12 protein-coding genes are annotated in these 15567 nt (G+C 71.1%); 9 read left to right on the top strand and 3 right to left on the bottom strand.

Features of this window, described 5'->3' with window-relative positions:
- Nucleotides 1–166: 166 nt before the first annotated feature.
- Nucleotides 167–4237, bottom strand: a complete 4071-nt coding sequence (locus tag GV126_RS01680) for a beta-galactosidase (RefSeq protein WP_236569838.1) — start codon at nucleotides 4235–4237, stop codon at nucleotides 167–169.
- A 250-nt stretch (nucleotides 4238–4487) separates the two neighbouring features.
- On the opposite strand from GV126_RS01680, the gene GV126_RS01675 reads away from it, so the two are divergent.
- A complete protein-coding gene (locus tag GV126_RS01675) occupies nucleotides 4488–5450 on the top strand; it encodes a phosphotransferase family protein (protein WP_159662086.1) in 963 nt (320 codons plus the stop codon).
- 117 nt (nucleotides 5451–5567) lie between these two features.
- Here GV126_RS01675 and GV126_RS01670 read toward each other — a convergent pair whose 3' ends face one another.
- Nucleotides 5568–6521 (bottom strand): GlxA family transcriptional regulator, encoded by a 954-nt coding sequence (locus GV126_RS01670; RefSeq protein ID WP_159662085.1) that lies wholly within the window; start codon nucleotides 6519–6521, stop codon nucleotides 5568–5570.
- Between the two features lie 72 nt (nucleotides 6522–6593).
- Here GV126_RS01670 and GV126_RS01665 point away from each other — a divergent pair, with 72 nt between their 5' ends.
- Both GV126_RS01665 and GV126_RS01660 read left to right on the top strand, forming a co-directional pair.
- The gene (locus GV126_RS01665; protein WP_159662084.1) at nucleotides 6594–6929 is read left to right on the top strand and encodes a cupin domain-containing protein; all 336 of its coding nucleotides are present in this window, start codon (nucleotides 6594–6596) and stop codon (nucleotides 6927–6929) included.
- Nucleotides 6930–7566: 637 nt separating this feature from the next.
- Complete coding sequence (locus GV126_RS01660) at nucleotides 7567–8043, top strand: nuclear transport factor 2 family protein (protein WP_159662083.1); 477 nt, start codon at nucleotides 7567–7569, stop codon at nucleotides 8041–8043.
- A 386-nt stretch (nucleotides 8044–8429) separates the two neighbouring features.
- Here the strand turns inward: GV126_RS01660 and GV126_RS01655 are convergent, their stop codons facing one another.
- Complete coding sequence (locus tag GV126_RS01655; protein ID WP_159662082.1) at nucleotides 8430–9368, bottom strand: PaaX family transcriptional regulator; 939 nt, start codon at nucleotides 9366–9368, stop codon at nucleotides 8430–8432.
- A gap of 194 nt (nucleotides 9369–9562) precedes the next feature.
- Between GV126_RS01655 and GV126_RS01650 the strand changes: the two genes are divergently transcribed.
- The 6 genes from GV126_RS01650 (at nucleotide 9563) to GV126_RS01625 (ending at nucleotide 15221) form a co-directional block, all read left to right on the top strand.
- Nucleotides 9563–10465 (top strand): SDR family oxidoreductase, encoded by a 903-nt coding sequence (locus GV126_RS01650; protein ID WP_159662081.1) that lies wholly within the window; start codon nucleotides 9563–9565, stop codon nucleotides 10463–10465.
- 16 nt (nucleotides 10466–10481) lie between these two features.
- Nucleotides 10482–11366 carry an amidohydrolase family protein gene (locus GV126_RS01645; protein WP_159662080.1) on the top strand — a complete coding sequence of 295 codons (885 nt, stop codon included), beginning with the start codon at nucleotides 10482–10484 and terminating at the stop codon, nucleotides 11364–11366.
- 116 nt (nucleotides 11367–11482) lie between these two features.
- A complete protein-coding gene (locus GV126_RS01640) occupies nucleotides 11483–13003 on the top strand; it encodes an acyl-CoA synthetase (protein ID WP_159662079.1) in 1521 nt (506 codons plus the stop codon).
- Nucleotides 13000–13482 (top strand): MaoC family dehydratase, encoded by a 483-nt coding sequence (locus GV126_RS01635; protein ID WP_159662078.1) that lies wholly within the window; start codon nucleotides 13000–13002, stop codon nucleotides 13480–13482. The genes GV126_RS01640 and GV126_RS01635 overlap by 4 nt, the downstream gene beginning before the upstream one ends.
- Before the next feature lie 146 nt (nucleotides 13483–13628).
- Nucleotides 13629–14495, top strand: coding sequence for an arsenite methyltransferase (gene arsM / locus GV126_RS01630; RefSeq protein ID WP_159662077.1), 867 nt, complete (start codon nucleotides 13629–13631; stop codon nucleotides 14493–14495).
- 189 nt (nucleotides 14496–14684) lie between these two features.
- The gene (locus GV126_RS01625; RefSeq protein WP_159662076.1) at nucleotides 14685–15221 is read left to right on the top strand and encodes a GNAT family N-acetyltransferase; all 537 of its coding nucleotides are present in this window, start codon (nucleotides 14685–14687) and stop codon (nucleotides 15219–15221) included.
- Nucleotides 15222–15567 lie beyond the last annotated feature (346 nt).

Here is a 15567-nt window from a genome sequence, read left to right as displayed (position 1 = left end):
ACGAACGTGTGAGAGGGGAACCCTCGAACGAGCCCCGGAAAACGCCGCACGTCGCGAGCGTGGGACACGGCCGGGGGCGGTGGACTCGCGCACCGCGCCGGCCCACCGCCCCCGTCCGCCTGCCTCAGGAGGTGCGCCCCCTCTCACAGGCGTGTCGGCTCCGCTCTTACGCACACGTCAGCGTCGGCGTCCCCCAGTCGCCGTGGTCGTTGCCGTTGCCGTCACCGGCGTCCCCGACCCTGAGGTCGACCACCTGGGCGCCGCTGACGTCGACGTCGATCGGCACGGCGGACTGCCTGCCCCGGATCGTCGGGGTGGTGACCAGGGTCTTACCGTCGGCGATGACGGAGAACGTCACCGTTCCCGCACCGCCGGTCTCGTCGTCGACGCCCACCTCGGCCGTCAGGCGGGAGCACTGCCCGGCGAGGTAGAGCGGCACGTCGCTGACCGCGTTGGTGCCCAGGCCCTTCGGGTAGCCGACGCCCGCGATGCGGAGGGGACGGCCGTCCCCGGCCGCCTGCTCGCCGACGCTGCTGTCCCGCTCCACCGGGCCCCAGCCGTTGGTGGACGACAGGAAGGGCAGGTCGCTCACGGCGCTCTTCCCGGCCGGCGGCGCGGGCGGGATCCCGCCGACGATGCGCTCGTCATAGCCGGTAGCCGGCCGTCCGTTCTGCTGGTAGTGCACGGTGGCGGTGAGTGCCGAGGCCGATGGCAGCTCCCCGGCCGGCGGCTGGACCTTCCAGGTGAAGGTGGCCGATTCGCCGGGGTGCAGGCGCTCGACCGACAGGGGACCTGCTGCGCTCACGCTCCAGCCATCGGGCGCGGAGAGCGAGGCCGTCAGCCGGGAGGCGGACGGCCCGTCCTTCGGCAACCGCACCGTCGCCTCGGCCGTGAAGGCCTGTCCCGGCTGGGCGGTGCCCGGAACGTCGAGGGTGACATCCGCTCCCGGACGCTTCGGCATCGCGTACTTCTTGCGGTCGTAGCGGGGGCTCTCGTTCTGTGCGACGCGCAGGGACGAGGCGTAGCTGCCGTAGTCGGTGAGAGAGACCTTGCCCAGCCCGCCGGTGGTGCCGTCCAGGTTCCACACGGCGAGGGCGATGCTGTTGTGGCCGTTCGGATTCAGGATGCCGTTGGGCACCGGGAAGGTGTGCTGCGGGCCCAGGTAGTTGACGTAGTTGCCGACCTGCCAGCCGTTCACGAAGATCGTGGCTCGGTACTTGCGCGACGGGTCGTCGGTGAACGTCAGCCCGAGCGACGTGTCCTGGCCGCGCGGCAGGTCCAGGTCGACGTCGGTGCGGTACCAGGAGACCCCGGGGCGCGTGTCGGTCGTCGGCAGGGACACCCCCTTCCAGGTGCCGTCCGGATAGCCCGGCAGGGACCAGCCGGCCCGCTCGCCGTACAGGCCGCCCGTCGACAGCGGGCCGCGCACGGTGTCCTGCGGGTCCTCGCCGCCCCGTACGCCCTGCAGCCGCCAGGTGAGCGGGGTCAGCGGCGCCCCGGTGAGGGAGGCGCTGGTCAGACCGCGCGCGGTCTTGTTGCCGTTGGTCGAGTTGTAGTCCTCCTCGTGCCCCATGTTCACGGTGAGCACGGAGACGACGTTGTCTCCCTCGGACTTCACCGCGCCGGCCGGGAAGGCGAAGTCGGCGCTGCCGGTGGTGGAGCTGCCCAGGAAGGTGCCGTTGAGCCAGGCGGAGAACGCCTGCGCCTTGCCTCCCGAGTCCGAGACCAGGTGGATGCCGGTCTCCTTGCCGGTGGCGCGGAAGCGGCCGCGGTACCAGGTGTTGCCGGTGTGGAACCCGTAGTCGTCCGCGTAGAGCACCGGAAGCGAGTTGATGCCGGAGACGCTGTTCGTGGTCGTCCTGTCGGCCACCTGCCAGGAGCTGTCGTCGAAGCCGGGGGCCGCTTCCGGGGATTCCTCGGCGTGCTTCCAGTCGGTCAGCGCCGGCAGGTGGACCGGGGCCGCGACGGGGATGGTGCCGGTGAGGCTGCCCGTGCCGGTGGCGTGGGTGTCCAGGGCCTTGCCGTTCCAGGTGACGCGGTCCGCGGAGGTGAACACCTCGATGTTCTTGTCGTCGGCGTTGTCGCCGGTGAGCGCCACGGTGCGGCCGTCGTCCAGGCTGGTCGCCGTGCGCAGCAGGTGGGTGCCGCGCACGAGCACCGGACCGGCTGCCGTGTCCTGGCGCCAGAACGTCTCGGCCGTGGCCTTGTCGCCGACGAGCAGCAGCATCGGGCGCTTTCCGCCGCCACTGACGCCGATGCGGATCAGGCCCTGGTGCGTGTAGTTCAGCCGCAGGTCACCGGTGGTCTCGTCCCAGGTGGTCGTGACCGTGCCGCCGCTGCTGGTCACGGTGGGCCTGGAGGGATAGCGCAGGACGGTCTCGCCGTCGCTGCCCGGGTCGCCGTAGAGCACGGCGACGTCCCGGTCGCCGATGGTCGCATCGGTCATGATCTCCGATGTCGAGTACTGCAGCTGCGCGTCCCCGAGCCGGTAGTTCGCCACGATCACGTGCGAGTCGCGGCCGTCGAGCGTGATCGCGGTGCCCGGCTGCTGCGGCACGACCGGGTAGGTCGGCTCCGCGGCCGCGGCCGTGGGCACGTCGATGGCGTCGATGGACACGTAGTCGTCCGTCGAGCCCGCCGCGTGGTTCCCGGCGACGACGATCTTCAGCGTGTGCGCCCCGGGCGCCAGGCCGGTCTTCTGGAAGATCACCGCCTGGTTCTCGCCGCCGGAGTCGTCGACCGTCGCCACCTTGCTGCCGTCGAGGTAGACGTCGGCGTAGCCGTGGTTGTTCGTCTTCGGGCCGATCCAGCGGATCGCGGTGCCGTCGAAGGGGACGGTGACCGAGTCACCGGCCTTGTTCGAGAACGACTCGGTGTGCTTGTAGTCGCCGCCGGTGTAGCTCTGGTCGGCCACGTGCGACCACGAACCGGTGTACTGCAACGCGGAGTCGGGGTCGTCCCACGTGTAGGTGGTGTCCGAGGACGGCCGGGCGTTGAAGTCCAGCGAGATGTGGGTCCTGTCGACCGCCGTGGACGTGGAGTTCCCGTGCCGCAGGACATGGAACTGCGTCTTGGTGTCGGGGTTCATCCGGGCGGTGTCGACGACCGCGGAGTCGTCCGGCGGCGTGGCCTTGATCGCGTCGGTCTTGGTCAGCGGGGCGACCGACTGCGTGAAGTACCCGATCAGCTTGTCCTCGTAGTACTTCGGGTCCAGTTGGCGGTTCTCGCGGATCGCGGCGCCGTAGTCGTAGGAGGTGTAGTTCTCCGGCATGCCCAGCCAGCCCCAGTTGGTGCCGCCGTAGGTCATGTAGAAGTTCTGCGCGGTGGCGCCGACGGCTATGTTCTGCTTGTAGAACACGTTGGCGAACCGGTCGTTGATCAGCTGGGCGCACTTGTCGTAGCCGGGTCCGCCCCAGGGGTCGAAGGCGCCGCCCTGGAACTCCGGCGTGTACAGCGGCTTGCCGGCCGGGTGGTCGTAGCTGATGTCAGGGACGCCGTTCCACTGCGAGGGGTTCGAGCAGTTGAAGCCCTGCGGGTAGGAGTCCGGTCCGTCGACGTCCAGGGCGCCGGTACCGGAGTTGAAGGTGCCGTTGTTGTTGCCGGTCAGCGGGACCGTGATGCCGTCGGCGCGGGCCTTGTCCTCCAAGTGCTTCATGTAGGAGCGGCCGGCGGCCGAGCCGTTGTAGTACTCGTTCTCGACCTGGTAGGCGATGACCGACCCGGTGCCGTCGGTCAGCTGATGGCGGGCGATGATCCGGTCGATCTGCGTCAGCCACTCGTCCGCGTACTTCAGGAACTGCGGGTCGTCACTGCGGTTGCGTCCGGCCTTGGTGGTCATCCAGCCGGGCAGACCTCCGCTGTCGACCTCCGCGTTGATGTACGGCGCCGGGCGCGCGATCACATAGAGCCCGGCTTCCTCGGCCATGTCGAGCAGCCTGTCGACGTCGCGCACCCCGCTGAAGTCGTACACCCCCGGCTTCGGCGAGTGGTATCCCCAGTCGAAGTACAGCGAGGTGCTGTTGAACCCGGCGGCCTTCATCTTCTGGAAGATGTCGCGCCACAGATCCGGGCTGGGGAGCCGGAAGTAGTGGAACTCCCCGGACCAGAGGTAGGTGCGCCGGCCGTCGACGAGGAACGAGTAGCCGTCGAAACTCACCGTGTGCGCCCGGGAGGAGGCGGCGGACGCGGCGACGGGTGCCTGCCGGCCGGTCTCCCCCGCCACGGCCGGCGCGGTCACGCCCGCGGACAGGGCGAGGGTCGCGGCCGCCGCCAGGAGCCCCCTCCATCGTGAACGGTGGCCGGATCTCGCGCGCCCTGGGCCGACCCGATCTCTGTCCACTGCTGCCTCCCTGCCGTCCGACCACTCAACTTCCAACAGAGTCATGCAAAGTCGAACAGTAAGGCTCGACACCGCACGGCACAATGGGCGTGACGGAACACGGCCGGACCCTTTGCAGGTGCTGCCGTCGGGATGGTGAGGTGGCACGGTGACCGACCGTCATGAGGCAGCGACGATCAGCCCGTCGACACTGGCCTGGGTGAACCGGCATCTCGAGCCCGGCGAACGGATCGTCGCAGCCGAGGCACTGCGCGGCGGCATCACCGCCGACATGTGGAGGCTGACCGTGGGCACGCGGGACGGAGCCACCCGTGACCTGGTGCTGCGCACCTTCGTCGACCCGTACTACGTGGCACGCGCTGAGGACTCGCTGAGCAGGGAGGCCGATGCCCTGACCCTGCTGGCGGCAACCGGCGTGCAGGCCCCCCAACTGGTCGCGGTCGATCCGACCGCCGCGCAGTGCGCGTACCCGTCGCTGCTGATGACGCATCTGGCGGGCCGGACCGTCCTCGACGACGAGGCGGTGGAGACGCGCGTTCTGCTGCTGGCCCGCCAGCTCGTGGCGATCCACGCCTTGCGCCCCGCCGACCGGCCCCGGACGTACGTGGCGTTGACGACCGCTGACACCGTCGTGGTTCCGCGGGGCGCCGACGCGACGGCGTGGGCCGCGGCGATCGACGTGATCCGCAATCCCGCACCGCCCTGGGAAGGGTGCTTCCTGCACCGGGACTTCCAGCCCGGCAACGTGCTGTTCGACGTGCCGCCCTCAAGGCCGGCAGATGCCCGGATCACCGGCGTAGTCGACTGGGCGGCCGCGTCCTGGGGCCCGGCGGATCTCGACGTCGCGCACTGCGCCGTCACCCTGGCGCTGCTGCACGGCCCCGCGTGGGGTCAGCGGTTCGCGGAGGCCTACGAGGAGGCCGACGGGGTGCTGGCTGCGACCGCGAGCGAGCGGCTGTACTGGCGGGTGCGGGACGCACTGGCGTCCTCGGAGGAGGTGCGGCAGGTGGCGCGGGCATGGCGGGAGGCAGGAAGGACGGACCTGACGACGCGAGCCGTGGAGGAGCGGCTGGACGCCTACGTCACCGGCCTGATGGAGGCGCAGGGCTGAGCGGCGGAGGGCCGGAGCACGGGTGCGACGGGCCCGCCACACACACTCCGGCCCCTGCCGTCCCGGGACGTCGGTGATCTACGAGCGGACGCGGCAGCCCGGTGCGAGCCGGTGAGGTCACCGCCGGTGTCCCTCCTGTGGGATCCGGAACGCCCGCCGGTAGGCGCCGGGCGTGGTGCCCACCTGGTCGCGGAAGCGACGGCGCAGGTTGACCGCCGAGGTCAGGCCGACCCGGACCGCGATCGCCTCGACCGGCAGGTCCGTCTCCTCCAGCAGGGTGCGTGCTGCGGCCACCCGGCGCGCGAGCAGCCACGCGCCCGGACTCGTACCGAGCCGGTCGGCGAAGCGCCGGGCCAGCGTCCGGGGCGAAACGCCGAGACGGGCGGCCATGTCGTTCACCGACAACGGCGTCCCCAGACGCTCGCCGACCCACTCCAGCAGGCCGTCGAGCGCGTCCGTGGGCGGTGAGGGCGGCGCGTACTGCACCTGTCCGCCCTCACGGTGCGGGGGCAGCACCATGTGACGCGCGAGCAGAGCGGCGTGCGCCGCCCCGTGGTCCTCCCGGACCAGGTGCAGGCACAGGTCGATGCCCGCCCCCGCGCCCGCGCTGGTGGCGACGTCGCCGTGATCCACATAGAGCAGGTCCGGCTCGACCCGCACCCGAGGAAACTCCCGCCGCAACTGTTCGGCACGCGCCCAGTGCGTGGTGGCCGAGCGGCCGTCCAACAACCCCGTCTGCGCCAGCGCGAACACCCCGGAACAGATCGTGACCAGTCGCGCCCCCCGCGCGTGTGCTCGCAGCAACGCGCGGCGCACGCGATCGGTCAGCGGTGTCTCCACCGGCAGCCAGCCCGGGATGATCACCGTGTCCGCCGATTCCAGCGACTCCAGACCGCGCGGCACGTCCATCGCGTACCCGGCCGTGGTCCGCACCGGCCCGGGTGTCTCCGTACAGGTCTCGAACTCGTAGTACTGCGGCACGCCCGCCCGCTCCGTGCCGAAGACCTCGGCGGCGCAGCCGAGTTCGAACGTCGACTGCACCGGCCGTACCAGGGCCACCACACGATGCATGGCAGAAAAATACCCCAGGGTGTCATCACGGACTCTCTCCCGCCGCACCCGGGCCGCGGCACTGTGACAGGCATGCACTCTGAGATCCCCGCCCAGGAGGGCTACACCTCCGTCTTCGTCGACGACTCCCCCGTCCGCGAACTCTTCCCCGGCATCCGGCTGCGCCCGCTGTGGAAGGGACCCGGCGGCGCGCACGCCCACGTACTCGAAATGGACCCTGGAACCTCCTGGCCCCACCGCGATGTCCACGAGCCCGGCCCGGAAGAGGTCTACGTGGTCTCGGGCACCTTCAACGACGGAGCGCGCGACTACCCGGCCGGGACGTTCCTCCACGCCCCTGCGGGGTCGTGGCACGTACCCACGACCACCACGGGCTGCACCCTGTTCGTCTTCTACCCGGCCGGCTGAGCAACCCCCTGCGGATCGCGGGACCCGCTAGGGGGATCCGACCACGGCCGTAGAGCCGGCCGCCCCCCCTGAGACGCGACCCGACGGCCCACCTCGGGGCGGCCGGCCCCGGGGGGCGAAACGCCGCCCGGGGCCGGCCCTGAGGTTCGGTCACTTTCGCCACAAACACGCGGTGCGTCACGCCACTCGGGCTGGGCACGGCATCCGGGCGGAGATCAGGCACGTCCACGGTGCTCGGCTCGGCGACGGGTCACCACGGACACAACCGGGTCGACCGGCGGTACCAGCCCCTGTGGAGACGGCCTGTACCAGGTGCGCCGGAGCATCGCCGTGCCGCAAGGCCGTCATGTACTCGATGATCTGGGCGTGCGACAGCGCCGGCACTCTTCGACGCAGAGTGTCCATGGCACGCACCCTCCCGCGCGCGTCCGCCACCACCCGGAACCCTGGTCGGTCGATGGCCGACGCCGCGACCGCAGACCTACGCCGAACCCTCACCACCGGCGCCCCGCTCGTCCGCGCCGTCCCTCTGCCCGCCGTGCGCGCCCTGCTTCACCCCACAGCCCGATGCGCGAGACCTTCGGCGACAGGTGGAAAAGAGTCGCGAGTGCACTGAAGGAGCGAGTAGGAAGGGGAGATGACTACTCGCGAACTCGATCCCTTGGAGCGTCTCCTGGCGGAGCGCGCCTGCGAGCGCCTGGTCCTGGAACTTGTGCACCGGCTCGACCTGGGCGATCCGAGTACGGTCTGCGAGCTGTTCACTCCGGACGGCGTCTGGGAGTGGCCGTACGACGGGCGGCGGATCGAGGGCAGGGAAGCGCTGCGCGCCTATTTCGGCTCTCGGCCGGTGGACCGCCTGTCCCGACGGATGTGTACGAACATCCTGGTCACTGTCGACTCGCCGAACACCGCCTCCGCGACCACCTACTTCGCCACCTACCGGGTCGATGGCTATACCGAAGGTGCGCTGATTCCTCCCCGACTGCCGGCGAACATCGGCCACTACGTGGACACGTTCCGCAAGATGCAGGGCACGTGGCTGATGGCGACCCGCACCCTCGTCCTGCCCTTCGGCGGGCCGACCGAACGTCTGGGCACTCCGAGTCCGTCCTGACCAGGGGCAGCCTCGACACCTAAGTGCTCCGAAATGCTGGTAGGGCGGGAGACAGACGATCGCTTTCTCTTTCGTGCCGCACGCGGACGACGTCTCCTGGTCCCCCGGACTGGCGACCGGGAGAACGGGACCGCATCCGGAACTCCGTCACGACACCTGATGGAGCCGGGCTCACCCGGCCACCGGAGTGACGGACGCCGGCCGTGACGGCCGCGGCGCTGCGGGGCCGCCTGATGCGGGTGGCCGCGGTGCTGCTCGCTGAGCAGTCGACTCCCCGCGTCCGGACCTCCGCGGCGTCAGATCTCCACGGCCGCGTGCCGCGACCCACCGCAGGGCCGCACCGCTGCGCTGCTGGGCGGGCGCGGCCAGGGGCCGCCCGTGGGCCCTCACCCCCGCAGCGGCGCCGTCTCCAGCAGTTCCTCCGCCAACGCTCGGGACGCCGCGTCGACGCGGGCGTCGGCGCGGCGGAAGACGTCCTCGGCCGCGGCGGCGGGCCAGTCGGCCGGGAGATGCTGGATCGGGAGGTGGGGGTCGGCGCGGACGATCTGGAGCCACTCCGTCAGCAGGCGCAGTTTGACGGCGAGTTCGTCGACGCCGGTCGCGTCGCGGCCGTCCGCGAACGCGGACCAGCGGTCGAGGAAGGCGGCGTAGCCGGCGGCCGGGGTCGCGAGGTCCCAGGTCTCGTGCACCATGCGGGGGATGTCGGTGGCCGGGTCCGCGGTGGAGCGGAACACCCTGACGTGGGAGCCGAGTTCGCGGTCGGCGGTGATCGCGGTGACGTCCGCGTGGCCCGGGGCGATCCACAGGCCGCCGATGAGCGGGCCGAAGCCCGCCCAGGTCAGCTGGGAGCGCAGGTCGTGGCGCTGCCGCTGGCTGGACTCGGGCAGGGAGAAGGCGAGCAGCGTCCACGTGCCGTCCCAGTCGTCGTTGACGGCGCCCTGTTTCCAGATGCGGTGCTCGCCGTCGCGGAGGATGGCCGCCGCCCGGTCGGTGAGGCCGAAGTACATGCGGCGGCCCTCGCGGCGGCGCTGCAGCAGGCCGCGGCCGACCATGCGGGTCAGGGTGGAACGGGTGGCGTGCTCGCCCACGCCCGTACGGCCGAACACCTCGATGATGCTGCCGGAGTAGACGCACACGTCGCCGCCCAGCACGAAGTTGCCGAGGAACGTGAGCATGAGGGACTGGGGGCGCAGGGTCACCTCGGATCCCGGGTCCGTCCGCGGTCCGCCCCCTGCGACCTCTCCCACCGCGCCTTCGTCCCGCTCCGCCACGCTCGCCTCCCGCGCGGTGTCCTGTCCCGCCGCGCGGCTTCTGCCGCCTGCCATGTCGTCCTCCTGTGTCGCACCGCCGCCGTACGGCGGCAATGTTACGCACTGTCTTGACCGCCGCAAGGAGAATGCCTAGCGTTGCGGGCAGTTCGAAAGCGACGGGCAGAACCGCCGGGCAGCCCCGTGCGGGGCGCTGCCCCTTCTTCCTCCTGCCCTCCCGCTCCCTCTCCGCCTCTCGAGGAGACCCATCCATGGACCTTTCCGGCAAGGTTGCCGTCGTCACCGGCAGCGGACGCGGCCTCGGCCTCGCCTATGCCCGCGCCCTCGCCGCCGCCGGCGCCTCGGTCGTCGTCAACGACGTGGACGCCCAGGCGGCCGAGGCGGCCGTCAAGCAGATCACCGAGGACGGAGGGCGGGCGGTCGCCGAGGTCGTCGCCGTCGGCACCGGCGAGGCCGCCGACGCCCTGGTGAACCGGGCCGTGAACGAGTTCGGGCGGCTCGACGTCATGGTCACCAACGCGGGCGTCCTGCGCGACCGCGTCCTGTGGAAGATGTCCGACGACGACTTCGACACCGTCCAGCACGTGCACCTGCGCGGCACCTTCACCTGCGCCCGCGCCGCGGCGATCAGGATGCGCGAGCAGGGCGAGGGCGGCCGCATCATCGTCGCCGGCTCCCCCGCGGGCCAGCGCGGCAACTTCGGCCAGACCAACTACGCGGCCGCCAAGGCGGGCATCGCCGCGATGGTGCGCACCTGGGCCATGGAGCTGGCGAAGGCCGGCATCACCGCCAACACCGTCGTCCCCAACGCGGCCACCGAGATGACGAAGACCATGCCGCTGTTCGCCCCGTACATCGAACGTTACGAGAAGGACGGCACGCCGTTCCCGGACTCCCTGCGCAAGGGCGTCGCCTTCGGTACCGCCGAGGACTGCGCGGGCCTGGTCGTCTTCCTCGCCTCCGACGCGGCGAAGGACGTCACCGGCCAGTGCGTCGGCATCGGCGGCGACAAGCTGTCGCTGTGGTCGCACCCGCAGGAGATCTCGGCCGCGTACACCGACGGCGGCTGGTCGGCGGACGCGATCGCGGCCGTCTGGCCGACCTCGGTGGGCCGGCTCCCCGAGACGTACGGCATCCCCGCCCCGCAGCTGTAAGGAGACGACCGCCCAGATGACCGGCATCGACATCGACGCGATCACCGCGATCGACGTGCACACCCACGCCGAGGTCTCCTCGCGCGGCCACGGCTCACTGTCCTCCGAGCTGGAGGCGGCCTCCAGCACGTACTTCAAGGTGGAGGAGGGCCACCGCAAGCCGACGTTGGCCGAGATCGCCGCCTACTACCGCGAGCGGAGGATGGCGTGTGTCGTCTTCACGGTCGACGCGGAGGCCGCGACCGGCGTCCCGGCCGTCCCCAACGAGGAGATCGCCGAGGCCGCCGCCGAGAACCCGGACGTGATCATCCCGTTCGCCTCGATCGACCCCGCCAAGGGCAGGGCGGGCGCACGCGAAGTCGGCCGCCTGGTCAGGGACTTCGGGGTGCGGGGCTTCAAGTTCCACCCCAGTGTCCAGGCCTTCTACCCCAACGACCGCTCCGCGTACGTCCTGTACGAGGCGATCGAGGAGGCCGGCGCCGTCGCCGTCTTCCACACCGGCCAGACCGGCATCGGCGCGGGCGCACCGGGCGGCGGCGGCATCCGCCTGAAGTACTCCAACCCGCTGTACATCGACGACGTGGCCGCCGACTTCCCCGGCATGCCGATCATCATGGCCCACCCGTCCTTCCCCTGGCAGGACGAGGCGCTGTCGGTGGCCACGCACAAACCGCAGGTCCACATCGACCTGTCGGGCTGGTCGCCGAAGTACTTCCCGCCGCAGCTCGTCCAGTACGCCAACAGCCTGCTCAAGGACAAGGTGCTGTTCGGGACCGACTACCCCCTCCTCACCCCCGACCGCTGGCTGAAGGACTTCGCCGCACTGCCGATCAAGGACGAGGTCCGGCCGAAGATCCTCAAGGAGAACGCGGCCCGGCTGTTCGGCTTCCTCAAGGACTGATCCCCTTCGCCAAGGATGTCCCCTGCTTGTCCCGCCCGTCCCCCCGACCCTCGGAGCCGCGCTCACAGCTCTCCGGGACGCACCCGCAGCTCTCAGGGACGCAAAGGAGCTCCCGCATGCGCAACCACGGCATCGGCTCCTGGACCGCACGACGCGCCCGCAAGAACCCCCACCGCCTCGCCGTCGTCCACCAGGGGTCCCGGTACACCTACGCCCAGCTGCACGACCGCACCACCCGCCTCGCCCACCACCTGCGCTCGCTCGGCGTCCGCCGCGGCGACCGCGTCGCCTTCCTCGGCCCGAACCATCCCGCGTTCCTGGAGACCATGTTCGCGGCGGGCCGGCTGGGCGCCGTCTTCGTCCCGCTCAACATCCGCCTCGCGGACGGCGAACTGAGGCACTGCCTCACCGACTCCGGTACGTCCGTCCTCGTCCACTCGCCGCCGTTCGGCGCGTTCGCGGCCGGCTCGGGAATCGGCCGGCTCGTCGCCGTCGACGACACGTACGAGCGGGCGCTGGCCCAGGCAGACGCCTCCCCCGTCGACGAGAGCGTCTCCCTCGACGACCTCGCGATGATCATGTACACCTCGGGAACCACGGGCCGCGCGAAGGGAGCCGCGCTCAGCCATGGCAACCTCACCTGGAACAGCATCAACACACTCGTCGACGCCGACTTCGCCTCCGACGAGGTGACCCTGCTGTCCGCCCCCATGTTCCACACGGCGGCCCTCAACATGACGTGCCTGCCGACGTTCCTCAAGGGCGGCACCCTGGTCCTGGAGGAGTCCTTCTCGCCCTCGCGCACCCTCGACCTGGTCGAGGAGCACGGCGTGACGGTGATGTTCGGCGTGCCGACCATGTTCCAGCGGATCGCCGCGGAGGAGCGGTTCGCGAAGGCCGACCTGTCGTCCGTGCGCATGATGATGTGCGGCGGCGCACCGGTCCCGCGGGCGCTGATCCGTACGTACGAGCAGCGCGGCCTGCGCTTCCTCCAGGGCTACGGCATGACCGAGGCATCGCCCGGCGTGTGCCTGCTTGACGCGGACAACGCCCTGGCCAAGGCGGGCAGCGCCGGTGTGCCGCACTTCTTCAACGACGTGCGGATCACCGACCCCGCCGGACACGACGCCGAACGCGGCCGGCGCGGCGAACTCCTCGTCGAGGGCCCCTCCGTCATGTCCGGCTACTGGGGCCTGCCGGACGCGACCGCCGCCGCCTTCACGGACGGCTGGTTGCGCACGGGCGATGTGGCCGTCGCGGACGAGGACGGGTACGTCACCATCGTCGACCGCGTCAAGGACATGATCATCTCGGGTGGGGAGAACATCTACCCGGCCGAGGTGGAAAAGGCCCTGCACGAGCATCCGGCCGTCACCGACTGCGCCGTGATCGGCGTACCCGACGAACAGTGGGGCGAGGTGGGCCGCGCGGTCGTCGTCCTCGCGCCGCAGGCGCGGGCCACCACCGCCGAGGAGATCCTCGCCTTCCTCGGCGGGCGGCTCGCCCGGTACAAGATCCCCAAGTCCGTCGTCTTCGCCGACGCGCTGCCCCGCAGCGGCGCCGGCAAGCTGCTCAAGCCCCGCATCCGGGCAACCTACGGAACACCCGCCGACCTTCCTTCCGGAGCCGCATCATGACCACCTCCTCGCCCTCTTCCGCCCTGCGCACCGCCACCGGCCTCGACGAGATCAAGGCCCTCGCCGGCGCCGACCTCGGCCGCACCGACTGGCTGGAGATCACCCAGGAGCGGGTGAACACCTTCGCCGACGCCACCGGCGACCACCAGTGGATCCACGTCGACCCCGAGCGCGCGGCGACCGGCCCCTTCGGCGCCCCGATCGCCCACGGCTACCTCACCCTCTCCCTCGTCATCCCGCTCTTCAACGACCTGCTGGCCATCGAGGGCGTCTCGATGAGCATCAACTACGGCCTGGACAAGGTGCGCTTCCCCAGTCCGGTGAAGGTCGGCGCGAAGATCCGCCTGCACGGTGTCGTGGACTCCGTGGCGGACGTCAAGGGCAACGGCGTAGAGATGCGCCTGACCTTCACCGTCGAGGTGGAGGGCGCGGAGAAGCCGGCGTGCGTGGCGTCGGCGATCTACCGGCACTACGCGTAGAACCCGCGCGCAGGGGAGGACTCCCGCGCAGACTTCGACGTGTGTCTATCTTGACGTTCTTCGATTCAAGACGCAAGGTGGCATCAACGAACGTCAATACAATCCGTTCTCGGGCATCCCCATGCCCGTCACCCGGGAGTCGAGTCATGCGCGAGCAGTCCACCGACCTGCGTGAAACCGTCCGCCGACGCTACGCCGCAGCCGCTGTGAAGGTCACCGAGGGCGGCGCCGCCTGTTGCGGGCCGCAGCCGGTCGAGATCGACGACACCTTCGGCTCCGCCCTCTACGCCGCCGGCGAGCGCGACGCGCTCCCCGCCGAAGCGGTGGCCGCCTCCCTCGGCTGCGGCAACCCCACCGCCGTGGCCGAACTGCGCGAAGGCGAGCGCGTCCTGGACCTGGGCTCCGGCGGCGGCATCGACGTCCTGCTCTCCGCCCGTCGCGTCGGGCCGACGGGGAAGGCGTACGGGCTGGACATGACCGAGGAGATGCTCGCCCTGGCACTCGCCAACGCGGCCAAGGCCGGCGTCACCAACGTGGAGTTCCTCAAGGGCACCATCGAGGCCGTCCCGCTGCCCGCGCACACCGTCGACGTCGTGATCTCCAACTGTGTGATCAACCTGTCCACCGACAAGCCCGCCGTGTTCGCCGAGGCGTTCCGCGTCCTCAAGCCCGGTGGCCGCCTCGGCGTCTGCGACGTCGTCGCCGACGACACCCTCACCCCCGCCCAGCGCGCCGAGCGCGGCGACCACGTCGGCTGCATCGCCGGCGCGCTGTCCTTCACCGAGTACCGCACCGGCCTGGAGGCCGCCGGGTTCACCGGCATCGAGATCACCCCGACCCACCAGGTCGCCGACGGCATGCACTCCGCCGTCGTCCGCGCCACCAAGCCGGTGGCCGCCGCCACCTCCGCCGCCGGCTCGGACCGGACGGACGACACCTGTCAGGAAGTCAGCGCCTGCTGCACCCCGACCGGAACCGTGACCGGCCCGGCGGCCGAGGACCGGCAGCCGTAGCTCCCAGCGGACCACCCGGCGCCGAAGGGCGGCCGCCCGTCACCGAGAGGCGGTCTCCCCGTGGGGTTGCCACCGCTCCCCCGAAGCAGAACAGGAGGGACGGCCAACAGGCGTTCCGGATAGGATCTTCCGCAGGTGGGATCCCGTGCTTACGGCCCTGCACCCGCGAGTGGACACGTCTGGACGGTCATGCTGGAGACTCCCCGTTTGATCCTGCGTCGCTGGCGCGAGGAGGACGTCGCGCCCATGGCCGCCGTCCATGCCGATCCCGAGGTCATGCGGTGGATCCGTGACGGCGGCGTTCTCGACGAACAGCAGACGCGCGGCCGGATCCAGGCGTGGGAGAGCGAGTGGGAGTCACGGGGCTTCGGCCTGTTCGCCGTGGAGATCCGGTCCACCGGCGAGCTGGCCGGGTTCACCGGCCTGTCGGTGCCCGAGTACCTGCCGGAGGTACTGCCGGCGGTCGAGGTCGGCTGGCGGCTGGGACGTGCGCACTGGGGGCAGGGCCTGGCCACCGAGGCCGCCGTGGCCGCCGTACGGTTCGGGTTCGAAGAGCGAGGGCTCAAGCGGATCGTCAGCATCACGCAAGTCGGCAACGACGCCTCCGAACGGATCATGGTCAAGCTGGGCATGCGTCCGGTCCAGGAGACCTTCGATCCCACCGTCGGTCGGCGCCTACGGGTGTACGCGTTGTCGTCGGACCGGTACCACCTCGGCCGAGGGTGACAGGAGGCCGGGGCAGGCGAGTGACGCACGAGGCCGAGGGGCACGCCGTGCCCGGGCCGGTGCCAAGGCACCGGCCGAGCGCAGCGCATGCCCGAGGTCTTTGGTGAGGACGCGGGGCGTCGCCGCCACCACCACAGGTCGGGGCCGGGCAGCCGGTGGAACCCGCCCGGTGCGTGGCCGTCCTCGTCGACGGTCGCCGCTTTGTACCGGTCGTCCAGCGCTCTGATCCGCGGGGTCCAGAGCCGGACGATGTGTTCGTCCAGCGGGAGCCACACCTCGTGCAGCAGGTTGCGCCGGCCCTCCCGCCCCCCTTCCCCGGCCGCCCATGGGACGCGCTGCGTCCCGG

It is taken from the genome of Streptomyces mexicanus, from assembly GCF_902506575.1.
Lineage (GTDB): Bacteria > Actinomycetota > Actinomycetes > Streptomycetales > Streptomycetaceae > Streptomyces > Streptomyces mexicanus.
This window is presented reverse-complemented; position numbering and strand designations above follow the sequence as displayed.